Genomic DNA, 18365 nt, shown 5'->3' with positions numbered 1-18365 from the left:
ATTAATGCGAAGGGGGATTGACATGGGTTTATCTTATTCTTTTACAGTTAAAGAAAATGTACTTGTTGTAAGATTAGCTGGTGAACTTGATCATCATGAAGCAGAAAATTTACGGGAAACTTGGAAGGAAAAGCTGTACACACAGCCAATTAAGCACGTTCTATTAAATATGGAGGCGGTGACTTTCATGGATAGCTCAGGCTTAGGAGTTATTTTAGGTCGATATAAAGAAGTGCTACAGCTTGGAGGGGAATTTGTTGTCTGTTCTGTTTCCCCAATGATTGGAAAAATATTTGAAATGTCGGGATTATTCAAGATTATTCGCCAAGAAGAGAACGAATTAAAGGCATTAATGACATTGGGGGTGGCTTCATGAGAAATCGTATGTATTTAGAAATTGCGAGTATAAGTGAGAATGAATCTTTTGCACGAGTAGCGGTGGGAGCCTTTATATCGCAACTAAATCCAACAATGGACGAGTTAATGGAAGTTAAAACAGTCGTATCAGAAGTGGTTACGAATTCGATTATTCACGGATACAACGAAGAACCGAATCATACAATAGAAATTTCCTGTCAATTATATGATGGTGAATTTGATTTAATTATTACAGATTATGGAAAAGGCATTGAAGATATAGAGATGGCTCGTGAACCAATGTACACATCAAAACCAGAACTTGAGCGTTCAGGTATGGGATTTACAATCATTGAAAACTTTATGGATTCTGTCGAGATAGAATCATCAGTGGGAAAGGGGACATCTATCCATATGACCAAAATGTTGTCCTCAAAAAAAACGAAAGTTGTCCATGAATAGGAATGGGGCCAATGAATGTCAATGTTAAGAAATCGGATGTAAGGCAGAAAGGTTTATTATCGGATAGAGAGATAAAGGCATATTTATTAAAAAGTCAACAAGGAGATAAGAGAGCACGTGATTATTTAGTAGAGAAAAATACGCGCCTTGTGTGGTCTGTTGTACAACGATTTATGAACCGTGGATATGACCCAGATGACCTATTTCAAATCGGCTGTATCGGATTAATCAAATCAATCGATAAGTTTGATCTATCATATAATGTACGTTTTTCAACTTATGCAGTACCAATGATAATCGGTGAGATTCAGCGCTTTTTACGAGATGATGGAAGTGTTAAAATTAGCCGTTCACTGAAAGAGATGGCGAATAAAATCCGAAGAAAAAAAGACATGCTAACAAAAAAATTTGGTCGAACACCTACGATTAACGAAATTGCTGAAGCATTAGACATCACGCCTGAAGAAGTCGTTCATGCTGAAGAAGCACTTAAAACACCGCAATCTATACACGAAACAGTATTTGAAAATGATGGTGATCCGATTACATTATTAGATCAATTAGCAGGTGATGAGAAAAATTGGTTTGACAAACTTATATTAGAAGAAGCCATACGAACTTTGGATAAACGAGAACGGCTTATTCTATATTTACGTTATTATAAAGACCAAACTCAATCTGAAGTGGCTAAACGCTTAGGAGTGTCACAAGTACAAGTTTCACGATTAGAAAAAAAGATACTTAAAGAAATGAAAACTATGATGAAGACATAGAAACACCATCCAATCGGATGGTTTTTCTTTGTTATAAAATAATATTCGTTTGAAAACTTTAAAGGAAAAAATAGACAACAGAGAAGAGCCAGAGTTTAAAAACGTTTATAGACAAATACTGATACAAAAAAGCTTCAGTATTTTAAAGGAACTCATATGAAAGTCATTCATAAAATGTCTATTTTATCAAATAATAGTAGAGACTATAAAAAAAGAGAGGTACATTTGATGGATCACACCGTATATCTACGTATGAAAAAGAAGCTTCATGTTAAAAGTGGTACAAGTCTTAAACTAAGTACAATTGCTGATATTTTTATTAACACTCCCTTAGATAAGGATATTGGAGAATTGATAATATATGATATTTCAAATGATAAAAATCGGGAAAATCATGTTGTAGTCATTGATCAATTTTTTTTACGAAAGTGCATATTAACGGAATTTCCGAAAATAAATGTACATTTTTTCGGTGTAAGTGAAACAATTGTTCAAATATCACATAGACAGAACATTCCATCGATTTTATTAGCTGTTATCGTCTGGTTTATATTATTTATTGGGACTGCAATGACCATCATGAATTTTCATTACGATGTCGGTATGCAAGAAACACAACAAAAGATTCATTATATGTTAACTGGAAAAGTAGCCGAATCCCCTTTATGGATTCAAATTCCTTATTCACTTGGCTTAGGAGTAGGTATGCTGCTATTTTTTAATCATTGGTTTAAGAAACGGTTTAATAATGAGCCAAGTCCACTTGAAATAGAAATATCTAAATATCAAGATGCACTTGATGATTATATAAAGAAACATGAAAAACATGTGGATTAATCTTTTAGAAATTATCATTGGCTTTTCAAGTGGTTTGGCTGTTGGTGGTGGCTTTGTAGCATTAATAACAATGTTGAAAATCTTACCGAGATTAACTCAAATAACAAAAACGGTATCGTTAATTCATTTTTATATTAGTTCGATTATGATCGGTGCTCTATTTGCGGGTTATCTTTCTTTTTCGGTAAATGCTTGGGACCACTCTTTGTTTGGATCCATAATATGGGGTAGTTTTCATGGCGTATTTAATGGACTTTTAATTGCGGCATTAGCTGAAGTGCTGAATGTATTTCCCATTTTTTTAAGAAGACTCCATTTAAAAGTCTGGCTAAAATGGTTCGTCATGGCATTCGTATTTGGAAAAATAACTGGCTCACTATTCCAATGGTTATTTTTTGATTAAACATAATGAATCAAAACAGGAGAGAAATTCATGAAAAAAATATATCGTGATGTTAAAGACGTAGAAAAATATATGAAACAGCGTATCGGACTAGAAAAGTCGTTTGACGTTGGTGTCAGACATTTTATTGTATTAAATAAAAAACTACAACTATACTTTGTGAACGGTTTAATTGATAGTATAATTATTAGCAGAATATTAGAAGAACTTGTCTCGCTTAATAATGACGAGCGTCATAATAAGCGTGATGTGGTGGACGTTATTGAGAATCGATTAATACATGAACAGGTTTCACGTGTTGAAACGATGGATGAAGCAGTAGATCAGATATTAACCGGCTTAATCGCTATTTTTATTGACGGACAGAAATATGCTTTTATTATTGATGTTAGAAATTATCCAGGAAGAAATCCAGAAGAACCAGATACAGAACGTGTTATTCGTGGTTCAAGAGACGGTTATACGGAAAATATTATAGAAAATACAGGCTTAACTAGGCGTCGTATTAAAGATGAACGTTTAAGAAATGAAATGTTCGCTATAGGAGAACGCTCTAAAACAGATGTCTGTATCAGTTATATTGAAGATATCGCAAACGACTCATTTATTGATGTCGTTAAACAAAAAATCAATGAAATTGATACAGATGGTATACCGATGGCGGATAAAACACTTGAAGAATTTATTTTAGGTGGTAAATGGAGCCCATTTCCTATGGTGCGTTATACAGAAAGACCTGACGTTGTTGCGCGTCATTTAATGGATGGTCATGTCGTCGTTTTTGTCGATACATCACCGACAGTGATTATTTTACCGACAACGTATTTTAACTGTTTGGAACATGCAGAGGAATATCGTCAAGCACCAGCTGCTGGAACATTTATTCGTTGGATTCGTCTGTTTGCCGTTTTAGGATCTCTCTTTCTTCTCCCATTATGGCTATTATTTGCAATGGAACCATCATTGCTCCCACCTGAACTTAGCTTTATAGGACCAAAAGAAGAAGGGAATGTTCCAATTGCTTTACAAATCATTTTAGCGGATATCGGTGTTGAGTTTCTCCGAATGGCGGCTGTTCATACACCTACTCCTTTAGCAACAGCTATGGGATTAATTGCAGCTGTATTGATTGGACAAATTGCAGTTGATGTTGGTTTATTAAGTTCCGAAGTTATTTTATATGTCGCAATTAGCACAATTGGATCTTATGTAACACCAAGCTATGAATTAAGCATTGCAAATAAAATCGTTAAGCTCTTTTTAGTTATTACGACAGCCCTATTTGGTGTATCTGGCTTTATGATAGGAACGCTTCTTGTGTTGATTTATCTTGTACGTTTAAAAGCATTTAAGACACCATATATGTGGCCATTTATTCCATTTGATTTACGGGGTATGTGGCATTTCATCATGCGATTACCAGTACCGTTATTAAACATAAGACCGGAAATTGTTCATCCTAAAAATCAGTTTTCACAATCAAATAAAAAGTAAGCTACTTTTGTTTTTCCCTCTGTTATGATAATGTATTTGTAAGATTTTGAATGAAACGGGGAGAATCACGATGCTATATACACACCATAATTATAAAGTGAATGAACACGGCCATCTTATGATTGGAGAGGTAGATGCAACCCTTTTAGCTAAAAAATATGAAACACCTCTATATATTTATGATATAGAGAGAGTAAGGCAAAATTGTCGTGATTTTATGGATCCTTTTAAGGAACAGCAGGTTAAAGGACGAGTTGCATATGCGAGTAAAGCCTTTTCATCCATTGGTATATTACAAGTTATTCAACAAGAAGGTCTATCGGTTGATGTTGTATCAAAAGGAGAATTATACACAGCGATAAAAGCAGGATTTGATCCTGAAAGAATTCATCTACACGGAAATAATAAAAGTGAAAGTGAATTAGAAATGGCCATCAAAACGGGTGTAGGATGTATCGTCATTGACAATTTTTACGAAATCGAGCTACTCGATAAGTTATTAAGTCAATTTAAGAAAAAAGTAAATGCTCTAATACGTGTCACACCTGGTATTGAATCGGATACACATCACTATATCATGACAGGTAACGAGGATTCAAAATTTGGCTTTAATTTACAAAATGGTCAAGCGAAAGCAGCGTTTTTAAAACTCCAACATCATCCGTACATTAATTTAAAAGGTGTGCATTGTCATATCGGATCGCAAATATTCGAAACAGAAGGTTTTATTTTAGCGACTAACCGATTATTTAACGAATTAAGTAAATGGCATAAAATGTATCAATATGAACCAGAAGTTATTAATTTAGGTGGTGGCTTTGGTATACAATATACGAAAGAAGACCAACCACTTCACCGTTCACAATATGTGAATGCACTTATAAAAGCTGTAGAAGACCAAGCGAATAAAATTCAAATACCAATGCCTGAAATATGGATTGAACCTGGTCGTTCAATCGTTGGCGATGCAGGTATAACGTTATATACAATTGGATCAATAAAGAATATCCCTCATATTCGAAAGTATATTTCCGTTGATGGCGGAATGACTGATAATTTAAGGCCAGCTCTATATGGAGCGAAGTATGAGGCCATTTTAGCTAATAAAGCGAACAGCCCAGCTTCTCAGAAGATATCTGTAGCAGGTAAATGTTGTGAATCAGGTGATATGCTTATTTGGGATTTATCTTTACCACATGTAGAATCAGGAGATTTACTAGCTGTTTTTTCAACAGGTGCATATGGATATTCGATGGCAAGTCATTATAACCGCTTTAGTAAGCCAGCAGTCGTCTTTGTTGAAAATGGGCGTCATCGACTCGTCATAAAGCGTGAAACTTATCAAGATGTTGTACGGAATGATTTACCTTATATCGGATAAATGATACCTTTTCTTTTCATAAAAGGTGATACATGGTAAAATGAGCCATGAGAATAGTTTAATTTATAAAGTAGAAGGTGTGGATAAATATGTCTAAAGGATATATTCTAATGGAAGATGGTAATAAAATTGAGTTCGAGCTTTATCCTAATGAAGCTCCAAAAACAGTTGAGAACTTTATTAAACTGGTAAAGGAAAACTTTTATGACGGGTTAACATTTCATCGTGTTATTCCAGGATTTGTAAGTCAAGGTGGATGTCCGATTGGTAACGGAACAGGTAATGCAGGATATACAATTAAGTGTGAAACTGATGGCAACCCACATAAACATGTTGAAGGTTCTTTATCAATGGCACACGCAGGAAGAGACACTGGAAGTTCACAATTTTTTATTGTTCATGAACAACAACCACATTTAGATGGTGTACATACCGTATTTGGAAAAGTCACATCAGGAATGGAGTATGTAAAAAAGATGACAAACGGTGATGTCATGACAAAGATAGAAATTACGGAAGAATAAGTGTACACATGAACAATGGATGGATATATAGTCGTCTATTTAATTTTATTTGTTGCACCATTAAGTGCTTTAATCCATGAATCTGGCCACATGATTGGTTCAATCTTAACTGGCTCTAATCATGTGCATCTATCAATTGGTCATGGAAGGGAAATTGCATCTTTTTCAACTGAAAAATTGCATATATCGATTCATTTGTGTTTTTTTCTAAGTGGTCAAGCGATAAGTAAAAGAAATCGCCCGTATAAAACATGGGAACTCGTTTTTATATCGATTTGTGGTCCTCTCAATAATGTTATCTTTGTATTTTTATTTTATATTATGTATAATAGCATGCCTAGCAAATATATTTTGCTTTTACTTTTTTTCAATGGTTGGCTTGCGCTTACAAATATCATCCCATATAAAGTTAATAAAAAACAATCTGATGGTTACATCATAATGGAAGCGATAAAACAACATGTTACAAATAGATGTAAATAGTAATTAGGTTATGCTTTTTAGGAAGAGGATGATCCATTTGAACCAACGTAAAAAAAACATCATACTTTTTATCATTTTACTCATCATAGCACTCGGTTGGGGTGTCGCTTATTGGTTCATTTTTGTTTTATAAATTAGAAATATGATAAAATGATACACACTTATTGATTTTCGTAAAACTTTTTTGTTTTTACGCATAACGTATTGCAGCAAGTCATTTAGTAATGAGGGGTATCTATGTTAATTCGTTATAAAAAAAACTTGGAAAAAATAGCAATGGGTTTGTTATCTTTTATGCCTACAGTAAAAGATGTAAAAACATTGCAAGATATGATTAAACAGTATGAAACAGATCCGAATTGGCATCTCTATCTTTGGAAAGATGATGATGATATGATTGGTGTGATAGGTCTTAAAGTGAATGAGGAAGAAAAACAAGCAGTGATTCAACATCTATCAGTTAGTCCATCACATCGTAACCAAGGGATTGGCAAACTGTTAATTAGTGAAATTCATCAACAATATAATCAGTATCAGATTTGTGCTGAAGAAGTGATTGATGGTTTTTATAAAAAATGTGATTTAGAATATGATTCTCATTCAAAATAAAACCCAGCCCATCACAGGGCTGGGTTTTTATTCTGAAGTGGAAGTTTTAGTACCAAGCTGCACCAACAATAATCAATAGGATAAATAGAACGACAATCAGTGCGAAACCCCCGTTATATCCGTATCCACCGCTCATTTAATATTCCTCCTTTTGTTTCAATGATATAATAGAGACATTCAGTCTTTCCATAATACATTATGTTAATGGAAGTAAACGTGTATGGGCATTTGTAATTTTTATTTTTAAAAGGAGTATGGGTGTATGAGTCACGCTTATAAAGTTAAATTGTCAACATTTGAAGGACCGCTTGATTTATTATTGCATTTAGTAAATCAATACGAAATCGATATTTATGATATTCCAATGGCGGAACTAGCCGATCAGTACTTGGACTATGTTCATACGATGCAAACATTGGAATTGAATATTGCAAGTGAATATCTCGTTATGGCTGCTACATTAGTAGCATTAAAAAGTCAAATGCTCTTACCAAAGCAAGAAATTGACCCTGAACTTGATACATACGAAGAAGACCCACGTGAAGATTTGATTATACGTTTGATTGAATACCGTAAATATAAAGAAGCTGCAAAAGTATTATCTGAAAAAGAAAGAGAACAGAATCAAACTTTTACAAGGACACCTAAAAGTTTTGATATAGAAGAAAAGCGCCCAACCATAAATGAGGGTGAAGCTTCTGTCTATGATATGCTAGATGCATTACAACATATGTTTGAACGTAAGCAATGGAATCGTCCACTTGATACAAAAGTTGAAAAACAAGATATTCCAATTGAACAGAGGATGGAAGAGATTCTTATGATTGTCAAACATGCACGAAATGGTATATTATTTGATCACCTATTTCCATATCCATCACGATCACATATTGTCATTACGTTTATGGCATTGTTGCAATTAATGAAGCAAAATGAAGTGTTTTGTCGTCAAGAAGATAATTTCACTCATTTATATATTTATCCCAATTCATAATAAATGATGGCATTGCTATGAGAGGTGTAATGAAATTATGGAAATACCTAGTTATAGAGCAGTAATTGAAGGACTACTTTTTGCGAGTGGAGATGAAGGAGTAACTGTTAAACAAATTGCAGAAATCATTGAGACAACCGAATCCACCGTTTTGCATATTTTAAATGAATTAGCATACGATTATGAACATACAGACCGTGGCGTGATGCTGACAGAATCTAGAGGGGTCTATTATTTAACGACAAAGCCAGAGCACAGTGAATACTATAAAAAATTACTTGAAACACCACATACGACTCAGATGTCACAAGCAGCATTAGAAACATTAGCTATCATTGCTTATAAGCAACCGATAACGAGGACTGAAATAGAGGAAATAAGAGGCGTTAAGAGTGATCGTCCTGTACAAACATTATTGTCACGAGGACTAATAGAGGAAGTTGGCCGTAAAAACACAATTGGACGACCAATGTTGTTTGCTACAACGAAGGATTTTCTAACATACTTTGGACTTACGTCTTTAGATGAATTACCACCATTACCTGAAGACTTGACGAAGGAAGATATAGAAAAAGAAACACATTTATTTTTCAAAAATATGGATGATGCAAATCAGAATAAGATAAATTAAGTGTGAAAAGCGGATCATTCTTATGAGTGATCCGCTTTTTTAATATCATATCCGAATAAAACGCGCATAAAATATACAGATGACATAACGAAGGGGGCAACTGTTTTGTGTCGTTTTATTCCGCTTTTAGTTGTAGCTTTTTCATTTTATTCATCCATTGTTTATGCCCATTTACCTTTAAATCTATCAGCTGAACATGCGATTTTAATGGAGCGTGAAACAGGTGACATTATATTTGAAAAACATGCCCATGAGAAGAAGCCAATTGCTAGTATAACGAAAATCATGACAGCTATCATTGCTATTGAGTCAGGAAAAATGAATGAAATAGCAAGAGCAAGTAGACGAGCTATACATACAGAAGGTTCTTCCATTTATTTGGAACAAGGAGAGAAAATGACGATAGAAGATCTTGTTTATGGATTAATGCTTCGTTCTGGAAATGATGCTGCTATTGTTATTAGTGAACATATTGGAGGCAGTGTGGAAGGTTTCGTTCATTTGATGAATGAAAAGGCAAGTTGGATCGGCATGACGAATACACATTTTGAGAATCCCCATGGCCTTCATTCGGACAACCACTATTCAACGGCATATGATATGGCACTATTAATGCGATATGCGATGGGAAATGAAACGTTTAGAATTGTTTCTGGTATGGATACATATCGTGCTCAAACACGGACGTACCCATGGTATAACAAGAATAAATTGTTAACCTCTCTATATGAGAAATGCACAGGGGGAAAAACCGGATTTACAAAAAAAGCAGGACGAACATTAGTGACGAGTGCTAAAGAAAAAGATATGGAATTGATTGCTGTTACTCTGAATGCACCAGATGATTGGAATGATCATATTTCAATGTATGAATGGGGATTCAAACATAAACATGATGATACGTTTTTAAATCATGCGATGAACATATTCAAACAAATTATTAAGGTGGGAAAAAGATGGTAAATCTTATTTGGGTTATGATGATATTGATTGGAATCGTTTATGCTTTATTTAATGGCACATTAGAACAAGTCACTCAAGGGATTTTTGAAAGTGCTGATCAAGCAATCGGCCTTGTTATTCAATTAATGAGTGTTCTCATTTTTTGGTTAGGAATCATGAAAATTGCTGAAAAAGCCCATATACTAAAAGCTTTATCATCGTTCTTTCGTCCACTTATTGCACGTTTGTTTCCAGAATTACCGAAAGATCATCCAGTCATTGGTTATATTTTATCAAATATTACAGCTAATTTATTTGGACTAGGGAATGCAGCTACACCGATGGGAATTAAAGCGATGGAAGAAATGCAAGCGCTAAATCAATTAAAAGATAGAGCCTCACGATCCATGATTACTTTTCTTGCCTTAAACACATCTGGTCTTACGTTAATCCCAACAACCGTTATTGCTATTCGTATGAAATATGAATCTATAGCACCGACTGAAATCGTTGGGACAACCATAATAGCAACGGTTATTTCAACTATTTCAGCACTTCTATTAGATCGTTTCTTCTATTATAGAAGTGTCGGGAGGGAATAACGGTGAATGTTATAACGTCGATTAGTTTTACTATCATACCTTTATTTATTTTAGTTGTCTTAACAGCAGCCATATGGCAAAAATTGCCAGCATATGAACTGTTTGTTGAAGGGGGTAAAGAAGGGGTAACGCTTGCCATTTCCCTTTTACCATTTTTATTAGGTATGTTAGTCGCTATTACGGTTTTACGTAGTTCAGGTGCTTTAGATGCTTTTATACAGTTCATTACACCGCTTTTAAGTTGCTTAGGTTTTCCAGCTGAAATCGTCCCTTTAGGATTCATTCGACCAGTATCAGGAACTGCTTCCTTAGCGATGATGACAGAACTCATCCAAACCTATGGTCCAGATTCATTTATTGGGAGACTTGCTTCAACGATGCAAGGAAGTACCGATACAACTTTATATATCTTAACGATATACTTCGGAGCGGTTGGAATAAAAAGAATGCGCTACGCCCTAAAAGTTGGACTACTCGCTGATTTGATTGGTATAATAGCTTCAGTAATCGTTGTATCATGGATATTTTAGAACGTACAGCGTTAACTTATGTTAGCGCTATTTATTTTGTATAGAAAAAGTGGTGATCATATGTCAGATTCAAGAATTAGATTACAAAAGGCTATCGCCGAAAGCGGTGTTACGTCAAGGAGAAAAGCAGAAAAGCTAATTGTAGACGGTAAAGTAAAAGTAAATGGTGTAACGGTAACAACATTAGGTACAAAAGTATCAAAGAAAGATGAAATTGAAGTAAATGGCATAAAATTAGAAAAGGAAGAACCTGTTTATTTTTTGTTTTATAAACCGCGTGAAGTGATTTCAAGCGTGAAAGATGATAAAAACCGGAAAGTTGTTCTTGACTTTTTCCCTGAAATAAAGGAGCGAATTTTTCCTATTGGGCGATTAGATTATCAATCATCAGGCTTATTATTATTAACGAATGATGGAGATTTTGCTAACGTAGTTATGCATCCACGCCATGGAATTGAAAAGGTTTATATAGTAAAAGTAAAAGGTATTCCCCAAAAACATGAGCTTTTTCAAATGAAAAAAGGGGTGCGTGATGGAAAAGACTTATTAAAAGCGCTCCATTGGAAAGTCTTATCCGTTGATTCAAAACAAAAGACAACTATATTAGAAATCACTTTAGGTGAAGGGAAAAATCGTCATATTCGTCGTATGATGAATGGCATAGGCTATCCCGTATTAAAAATCAAACGTGAAAAATATGGCTTTTTAACTTTAGATGGCCTACAACCAGGTGAGCATAGACCGCTTACACCTAAGGAAGTTAAGCAGATGTGGAATCTTGGAACAAAAAATGTTGAATAATCGCCATAATTTCCACTACGTTTGAGTGGTATAATAGTTCGAGGAGTGATGTGCATGAGTTTGGAACAACGAAAAGCTAATAAAGCACATAAAATGAAAAAACGATTTATATTTCGTTCCATTATATTAATTTTGATGCTAGCTGCAATTGTATACGCATTAGTTGCTAATTTTAACAAGGATAAATCAATATATCGGGCAGGGGATCAAGCACCAGATTTTAAATTGGAACAAATCAACGCAAACAACGAATTAGAGTCGATACAATTAAGTGAATTAAAAGGGAAAGGGGTCATGTTAAATTTTTGGGCGACATATTGTAAGCCGTGTGAAGCAGAAATGCCATTTATGGAAAAACTTTATCCTGAATATAAAGAAAAAGGAATTGAAATCGTTGCCGTCAATTTGGATGTTAATACATTAGTTGTTGATCGCTTTATCGATAAATATGATTTAACCTTTCCGATTCTTCCTGATCATAAGGAGCAAGTGATGGATCTCTATAAAGTTGGAAAACTACCAAGTACATTTTTTATAGATGAAAATGGAGTCATTGTAGATAAAGTAGATGGTGCACTCACACTTGAGAATTTAGAGAAACAATTTCAAAAGATTTTACCAAAAAAATAATCACAAGAAGTTATGAGGGATACTATGGATAAGATTAAATGTGAATGTGGCCACGTGAATCCTGAAGGTACGGTTCTTTGTGAGGCTTGCGGAAAACCAATAGAAGGCAACCAACATATAGATGGTAATGATAAAAAGACACTTCTAAATATGCGTTATGAAGGTTCCGCAAGACGTTCTAAAACATATACCAATTCAATTGTTGATAAGATTTGGTCATTTTTCTCATCTGTCAAAGTGGGTGTTTGGCTTATCGTTATTGCCTTAATTGCATCTGCGTTAGGAACAATTTATCCTCAAGCGGAATACATTCCACCTGAGGCCGTCTCACGCGATCCAGCTGTTTTTTATGAAGCGACTTACGGTATAACTGGAAAAATATACTACCAACTTGGTTTACATGAATTATATGGTTCGTGGTGGTATATGATTTTACTTGCTTTAATTGGTGTTTCATTAGTTATCTGTAGTTTGGATCGCTACATACCATTAAGAAGAGCATTAAAAATCCAAAAGCCAAAACGTCATGAAACATTTATTAAACGTCAACGTTTTTTTAGTGAAACAGAACATGTTACAACAGATGAAATTCATTCAGTAAAAGAAAAACTGCAACAACAACGCTATAAAATAACAGAGGAAAATGGTCATATTTTAGCAGAAAAGGGACGGTTTTCGCGTTGGGGTCCTTATGTCAATCATATTGGACTAATCATTATTCTAATTGCAGCACTTTTACGTCAAACACCTTTACTCTTTTTAGATGAATATGTTTGGGTAAGGGAAGGCGAACAAACAGTCATTCCCGGAACAGATGGCGAGTACTATATAGAAAATAAGAAGTTCATCTTTGAAACGTATAGTGAAGAAGATGGGGAAATTTATAAAGAAGCACTTGAAAAACAGGAAGCAATGGTTCCAAAAAACTACCAAACAAACGCCGTTATATACAAGAAGAAGGGGGAGACCGTTGCAGGAGCTGATCCTGAATTAGAAGTCGTTAAAGAAGCAGAAATTCGCATGAATGAACCGGCTAAGATAGGTAATGGATTTACATTATATCAAGCGGGTTATCAATTGAATGAATTTCATACGATGAGCTTTAAAGTACATCGGACAGATGATCAAAATGAGAAGGCTTTAGGAACATTCACAGTTGATATGAACAACCCAAAGCATGAATATGAATTAGACAATGGATTAACAGTTAAAATCGACCAATACTATCCAGAGTATGAGTTAGACGATGGCGAACCACGTTCAATATCAAAGTTCCCTAGAAACCCAGCATTTGTTTTTCTCATCTATCCTCCAAATGAAACAAAACCAGAAGTAAGTTTCGTTGGTATTGGGAAAAATATTGATCCAACAAATGAAAATGAATATAAACTAGGGATTGTCGATTTTGATATGAGGCATGTAAGTGGATTAACTGTTCGTAAAGATTATACTTTACCTATCTTTATTCTTGGCGCACTTATTTTTATGATTGGTGTGATACAAGGGATGTATTGGCAACATCGTCGCATATGGATTCATCCGAAAGGAAATGGCGTACTCTTAGCAGCACATACGAATAAAAACTGGCATGCGTTGAAACAAAACATTGAAAAAGCAATTGCTAATACGTCAATTAAAATCGTAGAAGATCAACAAGAGTTAGATAAAGATGTTTCTAAACGAGGAGGAGAATCATGAGTTTATTACAAATTAGTAATGGCATGTTATATGCTTCATTTGTTTTATATTTAATCGCGACGGCTTTCTTTGGTGCAACTATAAAACGTAAAAAAAGTACAAAAAAAGGATTTTCTGAAAAAATAGCCGTTGCATTAACGATTATTGGCTTTTTGGCCCAACTTACTTATTTCATTACAAGATGGGTAGCTAGTGGACATGCTCCAGTAAGTAATATGTTTGAATTTGTCACAGCATTTGGTATGGCGATGGTATTAGCCTTTATTATTTTATATTTTATGTATCGATTAACAGCGCTTGGATTGTTTGCACTACCTGTTGCGCTAACAGTTACAGGTTACGCTAGCATGTTTCCAAGTGATGTAGCACCACTTGTTCCATCATTACAAAGTCATTGGTTAACGATACATGTTATTACTGTAGCTATATCTATAGGAATACTATCCATTAGTTTCATCGCGGGTCTTATTTATTTAGTTAAATTTGTTGATCAATCATCGCGTACTAAAAGAACAACTTGGTTAGAAATCGTTCTATTTACGCTCTTTGTATTTATTGGCTTTATTATTGTATCTGTAAGTTTTAATATCACTGGTTATGAAGCAAAGTTTCAATACATTGACGGAACACGTGAAGTAACAACAGTTTATGAAATGCCGCCTATAGTGAAACCCCATGAAGGTAAAGCATTAACATCAGATGTAATGAAGCCATGGTTTGAAGCGCCAAGTTGGATGTTAGGAAAAGATGCAGGTAGAAAATTTAATACGTTAATCTGGTCCTTTTTAGCTGGTGGACTTATCTACTTAATCGTTCGCCTAATTGGTAGAAAACGTGTAGGTGCTTTACTACAGCCTATGCTAAAAAAAGTTAATTTAGATCTTGTTGACGAAATTTCATATCGCGCTGTAGCGATTGGATTTCCACTTTTTACACTTGGTGGTCTTATTTTTGCCGCTATATGGGCTCAAATTGCATGGGATCGTTTCTGGGGATGGGATCCTAAAGAAGTTTGGGCATTAATTACATGGTTTTTCTATGCTGCTTATTTGCACTTACGTCTATCAAGAGGTTGGCATGGAGAAAAATCAGCATGGCTTTCAATTATTGGTTTTGCTATCATTATGTTCAACCTCGTTGGTGTTAACTTGCTGTTAGCTGGATTACATTCTTATGCCTAAATAATATATATTAATACAAATAAAAAGATGGCTCATGTGTAATCTACATGTGGTCATCTTTTTTCTTATACATTTTTAATATATTCGTTTATACTAGTACTTAAAGGGTAAACTATTAAGGGGGATTTTTTGTGGATAAAAATGCACATATTTTAGTAGTGGATGATGAGGAAAGAATACGCCGCTTACTCAAAATGTATCTTGAACGCGAAGACTTCATAATAGATGAGGCAGAAAATGGACAAGAAGCATTAGAGCTTGCCTTAAAGAATGATTATGACCTAATTTTATTAGATATTATGATGCCAGAGATGGACGGAATAGATGTTTGTCAGGAACTTCGCAAAGAAAAAAACACCCCTGTCATTATGTTGACAGCAAAAGGTGAGGAATCAAATCGTGTCCAAGGGTTTGAAGTCGGAGCTGATGATTATATCGTTAAACCTTTTAGTCCACGAGAAGTCGTCTTACGTGTTAAAGCTATTTTACGCCGTGCAACAGCATCTGATTACAATCAAATGGATGCTCAAGCGAAAAACATTTTAGTTTTTCCACATTTGACGATTGACCATGATGCTCATCGCGTAACAGCTAATGACCAAGAAGTGAATTTAACACCTAAAGAATATGAACTGCTTTGTTTTTTAGCTAAATCACCAGATAAAGTCTTTAATCGTGAGCAACTACTAAAAGAAGTATGGCAGTATGAATTTTTCGGTGATTTAAGAACAGTAGATACACATGTTAAGCGTTTACGTGAGAAACTTAGCAGTGTATCTAAGGAAGCAGCAAAGATGATCGTTACCGTATGGGGTGTCGGATATAAATTTGAGGCGGATGATAAGTAATGATGTTTTGGCGAAGTGTTGTTGGTAAACTAGCAGTAACAATCTTATTGCTAGTTTCTTTTGTTTTATTTATTTTAACGATTTTGTTACTTGAGTTCTTTGAAAATTTCCATATTGAAGAAGCAGAAAAGGATATGTTGCAAACGGCAATGAAAATATCGGTTATGGCTGAACAATATCAAGATCGCGATCTTATTACCGATACGACCGAGCGGGTTAAAGATCCCTCAAGTCGAATTGTTATTTATTTTCCAGATGGTGGTGTCTGGGTTTCAGGAAGTAATGATGAACATTTAGGTTTAATGAGTGAAAATTGGATTGTTGAGAATGCTGATAAATCAGAGTTGTTAGGTGAAGAACGTAAAATAAAGAAACAAGTGAAACTTCCTGATCAAGATATGGGTGCATTTCTAGTCGGGACCATTACAAATGACAAAAAAACGGCCGTTTTCATTTATCAATCACTTGGTACGATGGATCAAACAAAACATGAAACAACAAAGATTATCCTATTAGCAGCAGGTATAGCTATCGTTTTAACAACGATATTTGCCTTTTTCTTATCAACGCGCATCACATCACCATTAATAAAAATGCGAGAAGCTGCGTTTGATTTAACAAGAGGTGAATTTAACACGAAAGTACCAATCTTAACACATGATGAGATTGGAGAATTAGCTATGGCTTTTAATCGAATGGGAAGGCAACTTAAGTTTCACATTAATGCACTTCGTCAGGAGAAGGAACAATTATCAAGTATTTTAAGCTCAATGGCCGATGGTGTTGTAACATTAAGTCGGAATGGAAATATGATCGTAACAAATCCACCTGCTGAACACTTTTTTGAAGATTGGTTTTATGAATATAATTATCCACAAGATGAGTCACGCCAAAAATGGCCTAATGAATTAAATGATGTCCTTCAGGAAGTTGTTCAAGGTGAGAAGGAAGTGTTAAGAGAGATTAGCTTACAGGGTCGTAGTTGGGTTATGATTATGACACCATTATATGATCAGTCTTATGTACGTGGTGCAGTCGCTGTTATTCGCGACATGACTGAAGAAAGACGTTTAGATAAGTTAAGAAAAGACTTTATTGCTAATGTTTCACATGAATTGCGAACACCTATTTCTATGTTACAAGGATACAGTGAAGCCATTGTTGATGATATTGCAGAAACAAAAGAAGAAAAAAATGAGCTCGCACAAATTATTTATGAAGAATCGATGCGGTTAAGTAGACTAGTTAATGAATTGTTGGATTTAGCACGTATGGAAGCAGGACATATCCAATTGAATAAAGTACAAGTAGATGTAGAAGATTATATGGATCGCATTTCAAGAAAATTCAAAGGTGTTGCCGAAGATAATCAGATTACCCTTAAGTTAAATAAAGACATATCAAATAAAATGGCTGTATTTGATGTCGATCGGATAGAACAAGTGTTAACAAATTTGATTGATAATGCGATTCGTCATACTTATGAAGGCGGTTATGTCGTAGTTGATGTGACTTATCATGGAGATATTTTGGAAGTATCGGTTAAGGATAGTGGAAGTGGCATACCTGAAGAAGATTTACCATTTGTCTTTGAACGATTTTATAAAGCAGATAAGTCGCGAGCACGGAAGAATAATGCAAAAGGAACAGGTTTAGGCCTATCGATTGCAAATAACATAGTGAAAGCACATGATGGAACGATTACAGTGAAAAGTAAGGTGAATCAGGGGACAACTTTTACATTTAAAATTCCAGTGGATCATTTAGAGGAAGATTAAGGATAAAATCCCACTTTAGTCGATTGATGATAGTGGGATTTTTTACTATATGTCATAAAAATAAATTACAATCTCTCATACTTTTTAGGATTACCATGAAAAGGTTTTTCGCTTATTTTAATGGACTCACTTGGGCATGATTCATACGCATCTATGACATCTTCATAAAATAATTCAGGAATTTGTTTACTACCGTGATTATCATCTATAATGACTTCAGATAAACCGTTTATATCATAATCAAAAATTTGGGGACAAGTTACACCACAAACCCCACATGCAATACATGTTTCTTTATCTACAATGGTAAAGAGACTCACTAACTATACAACCTCCTCTTATAGTTCTGAAAATGTATAAGATGAATTTCACATTAATAAGCCTTGATGAGGCAACGTTTGTTTGAA

The 18365-nt window shown here is 34.6% G+C and carries 23 protein-coding genes; 21 read left to right on the top strand and 2 right to left on the bottom strand.

What is annotated here, in order from left to right:
* Positions 1-22 precede the first annotated feature (22 nt).
* The 10 genes from spoIIAA (at position 23) to HNQ35_RS02965 (ending at position 7323) form a co-directional block, all read left to right on the top strand.
* Positions 23-376, top strand: coding sequence for an anti-sigma F factor antagonist (gene spoIIAA, locus HNQ35_RS03010; RefSeq protein ID WP_146938241.1), 354 nt, complete (start codon positions 23-25; stop codon positions 374-376).
* Entirely contained in the window at positions 373-819 is a 447-nt protein-coding gene (gene spoIIAB / locus HNQ35_RS03005) for an anti-sigma F factor (RefSeq protein ID WP_146938240.1), read from the top strand. The genes spoIIAA and spoIIAB overlap by 4 nt, the downstream gene beginning before the upstream one ends.
* Positions 820-830: 11 nt before the next feature.
* Positions 831-1592, top strand: coding sequence for an RNA polymerase sporulation sigma factor SigF (gene sigF / locus HNQ35_RS03000; RefSeq protein WP_146938239.1), 762 nt, complete (start codon positions 831-833; stop codon positions 1590-1592).
* Positions 1593-1820: 228 nt separating this feature from the next.
* The gene (locus tag HNQ35_RS02995) at positions 1821-2429 is read left to right on the top strand and encodes a stage V sporulation protein AA (RefSeq protein ID WP_146938238.1); all 609 of its coding nucleotides are present in this window, start codon (positions 1821-1823) and stop codon (positions 2427-2429) included.
* Positions 2419-2832 (top strand): stage V sporulation protein AB, encoded by a 414-nt coding sequence (locus tag HNQ35_RS02990; RefSeq protein ID WP_146938237.1) that lies wholly within the window; start codon positions 2419-2421, stop codon positions 2830-2832. The genes HNQ35_RS02995 and HNQ35_RS02990 overlap by 11 nt, the downstream gene beginning before the upstream one ends.
* 30 nt (positions 2833-2862) lie before the next feature.
* Positions 2863-4326 carry a spore germination protein gene (locus HNQ35_RS02985; RefSeq protein ID WP_146938236.1) on the top strand — a complete coding sequence of 488 codons (1464 nt, stop codon included), beginning with the start codon at positions 2863-2865 and terminating at the stop codon, positions 4324-4326.
* Positions 4327-4396: 70 nt separating this feature from the next.
* Positions 4397-5707, top strand: coding sequence for a diaminopimelate decarboxylase (gene lysA, locus HNQ35_RS02980; protein ID WP_146938235.1), 1311 nt, complete (start codon positions 4397-4399; stop codon positions 5705-5707).
* Between the two features lie 89 nt (positions 5708-5796).
* Positions 5797-6231 carry a peptidylprolyl isomerase gene (locus tag HNQ35_RS02975; RefSeq protein WP_146938234.1) on the top strand — a complete coding sequence of 145 codons (435 nt, stop codon included), beginning with the start codon at positions 5797-5799 and terminating at the stop codon, positions 6229-6231.
* Positions 6232-6246: 15 nt separating this feature from the next.
* A complete protein-coding gene (locus tag HNQ35_RS02970) occupies positions 6247-6714 on the top strand; it encodes a site-2 protease family protein (protein ID WP_146938233.1) in 468 nt (155 codons plus the stop codon).
* A 237-nt stretch (positions 6715-6951) separates the two neighbouring features.
* Positions 6952-7323, top strand: a complete 372-nt coding sequence (locus HNQ35_RS02965; RefSeq protein ID WP_146938232.1) for a GNAT family N-acetyltransferase — start codon at positions 6952-6954, stop codon at positions 7321-7323.
* 46 nt (positions 7324-7369) lie between these two features.
* Here HNQ35_RS02965 and HNQ35_RS02960 read toward each other — a convergent pair whose 3' ends face one another.
* Positions 7370-7459 carry a YjcZ family sporulation protein gene (locus HNQ35_RS02960; RefSeq protein WP_146938231.1) on the bottom strand — a complete coding sequence of 30 codons (90 nt, stop codon included), beginning with the start codon at positions 7457-7459 and terminating at the stop codon, positions 7370-7372.
* Positions 7460-7585: 126 nt separating this feature from the next.
* Here HNQ35_RS02960 and HNQ35_RS02955 point away from each other — a divergent pair, with 126 nt between their 5' ends.
* The 11 genes from HNQ35_RS02955 to HNQ35_RS02905 all read left to right on the top strand — a co-directional run bounded on the left by HNQ35_RS02955 (position 7586) and on the right by HNQ35_RS02905 (position 17958).
* Positions 7586-8317, top strand: coding sequence for a segregation/condensation protein A (locus HNQ35_RS02955; protein WP_146938230.1), 732 nt, complete (start codon positions 7586-7588; stop codon positions 8315-8317).
* A 37-nt stretch (positions 8318-8354) separates the two neighbouring features.
* Positions 8355-8948 (top strand): SMC-Scp complex subunit ScpB, encoded by a 594-nt coding sequence (scpB, locus tag HNQ35_RS02950; protein WP_146938229.1) that lies wholly within the window; start codon positions 8355-8357, stop codon positions 8946-8948.
* 105 nt (positions 8949-9053) lie between these two features.
* The gene (locus HNQ35_RS02945; RefSeq protein WP_371862322.1) at positions 9054-9911 is read left to right on the top strand and encodes a D-alanyl-D-alanine carboxypeptidase family protein; all 858 of its coding nucleotides are present in this window, start codon (positions 9054-9056) and stop codon (positions 9909-9911) included.
* Entirely contained in the window at positions 9905-10492 is a 588-nt protein-coding gene (locus HNQ35_RS02940) for a nucleoside recognition domain-containing protein (protein ID WP_146938228.1), read from the top strand. Before HNQ35_RS02945 ends, HNQ35_RS02940 begins: the two co-directional genes overlap by 7 nt.
* Positions 10493-10494: 2 nt before the next feature.
* Complete coding sequence (locus HNQ35_RS02935; RefSeq protein WP_146938227.1) at positions 10495-11022, top strand: spore maturation protein; 528 nt, start codon at positions 10495-10497, stop codon at positions 11020-11022.
* A 60-nt stretch (positions 11023-11082) separates the two neighbouring features.
* The gene (locus HNQ35_RS02930) at positions 11083-11823 is read left to right on the top strand and encodes a pseudouridine synthase (protein ID WP_146938226.1); all 741 of its coding nucleotides are present in this window, start codon (positions 11083-11085) and stop codon (positions 11821-11823) included.
* Positions 11824-11877: 54 nt separating this feature from the next.
* Positions 11878-12453: a thiol-disulfide oxidoreductase ResA gene (gene resA, locus HNQ35_RS02925; protein WP_146938225.1), complete on the top strand. Its 576-nt coding sequence runs from the start codon at positions 11878-11880 to the stop codon at positions 12451-12453.
* 24 nt (positions 12454-12477) lie between these two features.
* A complete protein-coding gene (gene resB / locus HNQ35_RS02920) occupies positions 12478-14151 on the top strand; it encodes a cytochrome c biogenesis protein ResB (protein WP_146938224.1) in 1674 nt (557 codons plus the stop codon).
* Positions 14148-15332: a c-type cytochrome biogenesis protein CcsB gene (gene ccsB, locus HNQ35_RS02915; protein WP_146938223.1), complete on the top strand. Its 1185-nt coding sequence runs from the start codon at positions 14148-14150 to the stop codon at positions 15330-15332. Before resB ends, ccsB begins: the two co-directional genes overlap by 4 nt.
* Before the next feature lie 131 nt (positions 15333-15463).
* On the top strand, positions 15464-16180 hold the full coding sequence (locus HNQ35_RS02910; RefSeq protein ID WP_146938222.1) for a response regulator transcription factor: 717 nt from the start codon (positions 15464-15466) through the stop codon (positions 16178-16180).
* 2 nt (positions 16181-16182) lie between these two features.
* Positions 16183-17958: an ATP-binding protein gene (locus HNQ35_RS02905; RefSeq protein WP_281284188.1), complete on the top strand. Its 1776-nt coding sequence runs from the start codon at positions 16183-16185 to the stop codon at positions 17956-17958.
* A 65-nt stretch (positions 17959-18023) separates the two neighbouring features.
* Here the strand turns inward: HNQ35_RS02905 and HNQ35_RS02900 are convergent, their stop codons facing one another.
* Positions 18024-18278, bottom strand: coding sequence for a ferredoxin (locus HNQ35_RS02900; protein WP_146938220.1), 255 nt, complete (start codon positions 18276-18278; stop codon positions 18024-18026).
* Between the last annotated feature and the right edge of the window lie 87 nt (positions 18279-18365).

Origin of the sequence: Cerasibacillus quisquiliarum, from assembly GCF_014202495.1 — a bacterium.
In the GTDB taxonomy this organism is placed as follows: domain Bacteria; phylum Bacillota; class Bacilli; order Bacillales; family Amphibacillaceae; genus Cerasibacillus; species Cerasibacillus quisquiliarum.
The sequence above is the reverse complement of the archived record's forward strand: the minus strand, read 5'-3'. Positions and strand labels throughout refer to the sequence as shown.

Coding starts and splice junctions, on each gene's coding strand:
- HNQ35_RS02955 (WP_146938230.1), top strand. CDS start 7,586: ATGAGTCACGCTTATAAAGTTAAATTGTCAACATTTGAAGGACCGCTT.
- HNQ35_RS02940 (WP_146938228.1), top strand. CDS start 9,905: ATGGTAAATCTTATTTGGGTTATGATGATATTGATTGGAATCGTTTAT.
- lysA (WP_146938235.1), top strand. CDS start 4,397: ATGCTATATACACACCATAATTATAAAGTGAATGAACACGGCCATCTT.
- HNQ35_RS02905 (WP_281284188.1), top strand. CDS start 16,183: ATGTTTTGGCGAAGTGTTGTTGGTAAACTAGCAGTAACAATCTTATTG.
- HNQ35_RS02990 (WP_146938237.1), top strand. CDS start 2,419: ATGTGGATTAATCTTTTAGAAATTATCATTGGCTTTTCAAGTGGTTTG.
- spoIIAB (WP_146938240.1), top strand. CDS start 373: ATGAGAAATCGTATGTATTTAGAAATTGCGAGTATAAGTGAGAATGAA.
- resA (WP_146938225.1), top strand. CDS start 11,878: ATGAGTTTGGAACAACGAAAAGCTAATAAAGCACATAAAATGAAAAAA.
- spoIIAA (WP_146938241.1), top strand. CDS start 23: ATGGGTTTATCTTATTCTTTTACAGTTAAAGAAAATGTACTTGTTGTA.
- HNQ35_RS02985 (WP_146938236.1), top strand. CDS start 2,863: ATGAAAAAAATATATCGTGATGTTAAAGACGTAGAAAAATATATGAAA.
- HNQ35_RS02965 (WP_146938232.1), top strand. CDS start 6,952: ATGTTAATTCGTTATAAAAAAAACTTGGAAAAAATAGCAATGGGTTTG.
- ccsB (WP_146938223.1), top strand. CDS start 14,148: ATGAGTTTATTACAAATTAGTAATGGCATGTTATATGCTTCATTTGTT.
- HNQ35_RS02930 (WP_146938226.1), top strand. CDS start 11,083: ATGTCAGATTCAAGAATTAGATTACAAAAGGCTATCGCCGAAAGCGGT.
- scpB (WP_146938229.1), top strand. CDS start 8,355: ATGGAAATACCTAGTTATAGAGCAGTAATTGAAGGACTACTTTTTGCG.
- HNQ35_RS02970 (WP_146938233.1), top strand. CDS start 6,247: ATGGATGGATATATAGTCGTCTATTTAATTTTATTTGTTGCACCATTA.
- HNQ35_RS02995 (WP_146938238.1), top strand. CDS start 1,821: ATGGATCACACCGTATATCTACGTATGAAAAAGAAGCTTCATGTTAAA.
- sigF (WP_146938239.1), top strand. CDS start 831: ATGAATGTCAATGTTAAGAAATCGGATGTAAGGCAGAAAGGTTTATTA.
- HNQ35_RS02960 (WP_146938231.1), bottom strand. CDS start 7,459: ATGAGCGGTGGATACGGATATAACGGGGGTTTCGCACTGATTGTCGTT.
- resB (WP_146938224.1), top strand. CDS start 12,478: ATGGATAAGATTAAATGTGAATGTGGCCACGTGAATCCTGAAGGTACG.
- HNQ35_RS02975 (WP_146938234.1), top strand. CDS start 5,797: ATGTCTAAAGGATATATTCTAATGGAAGATGGTAATAAAATTGAGTTC.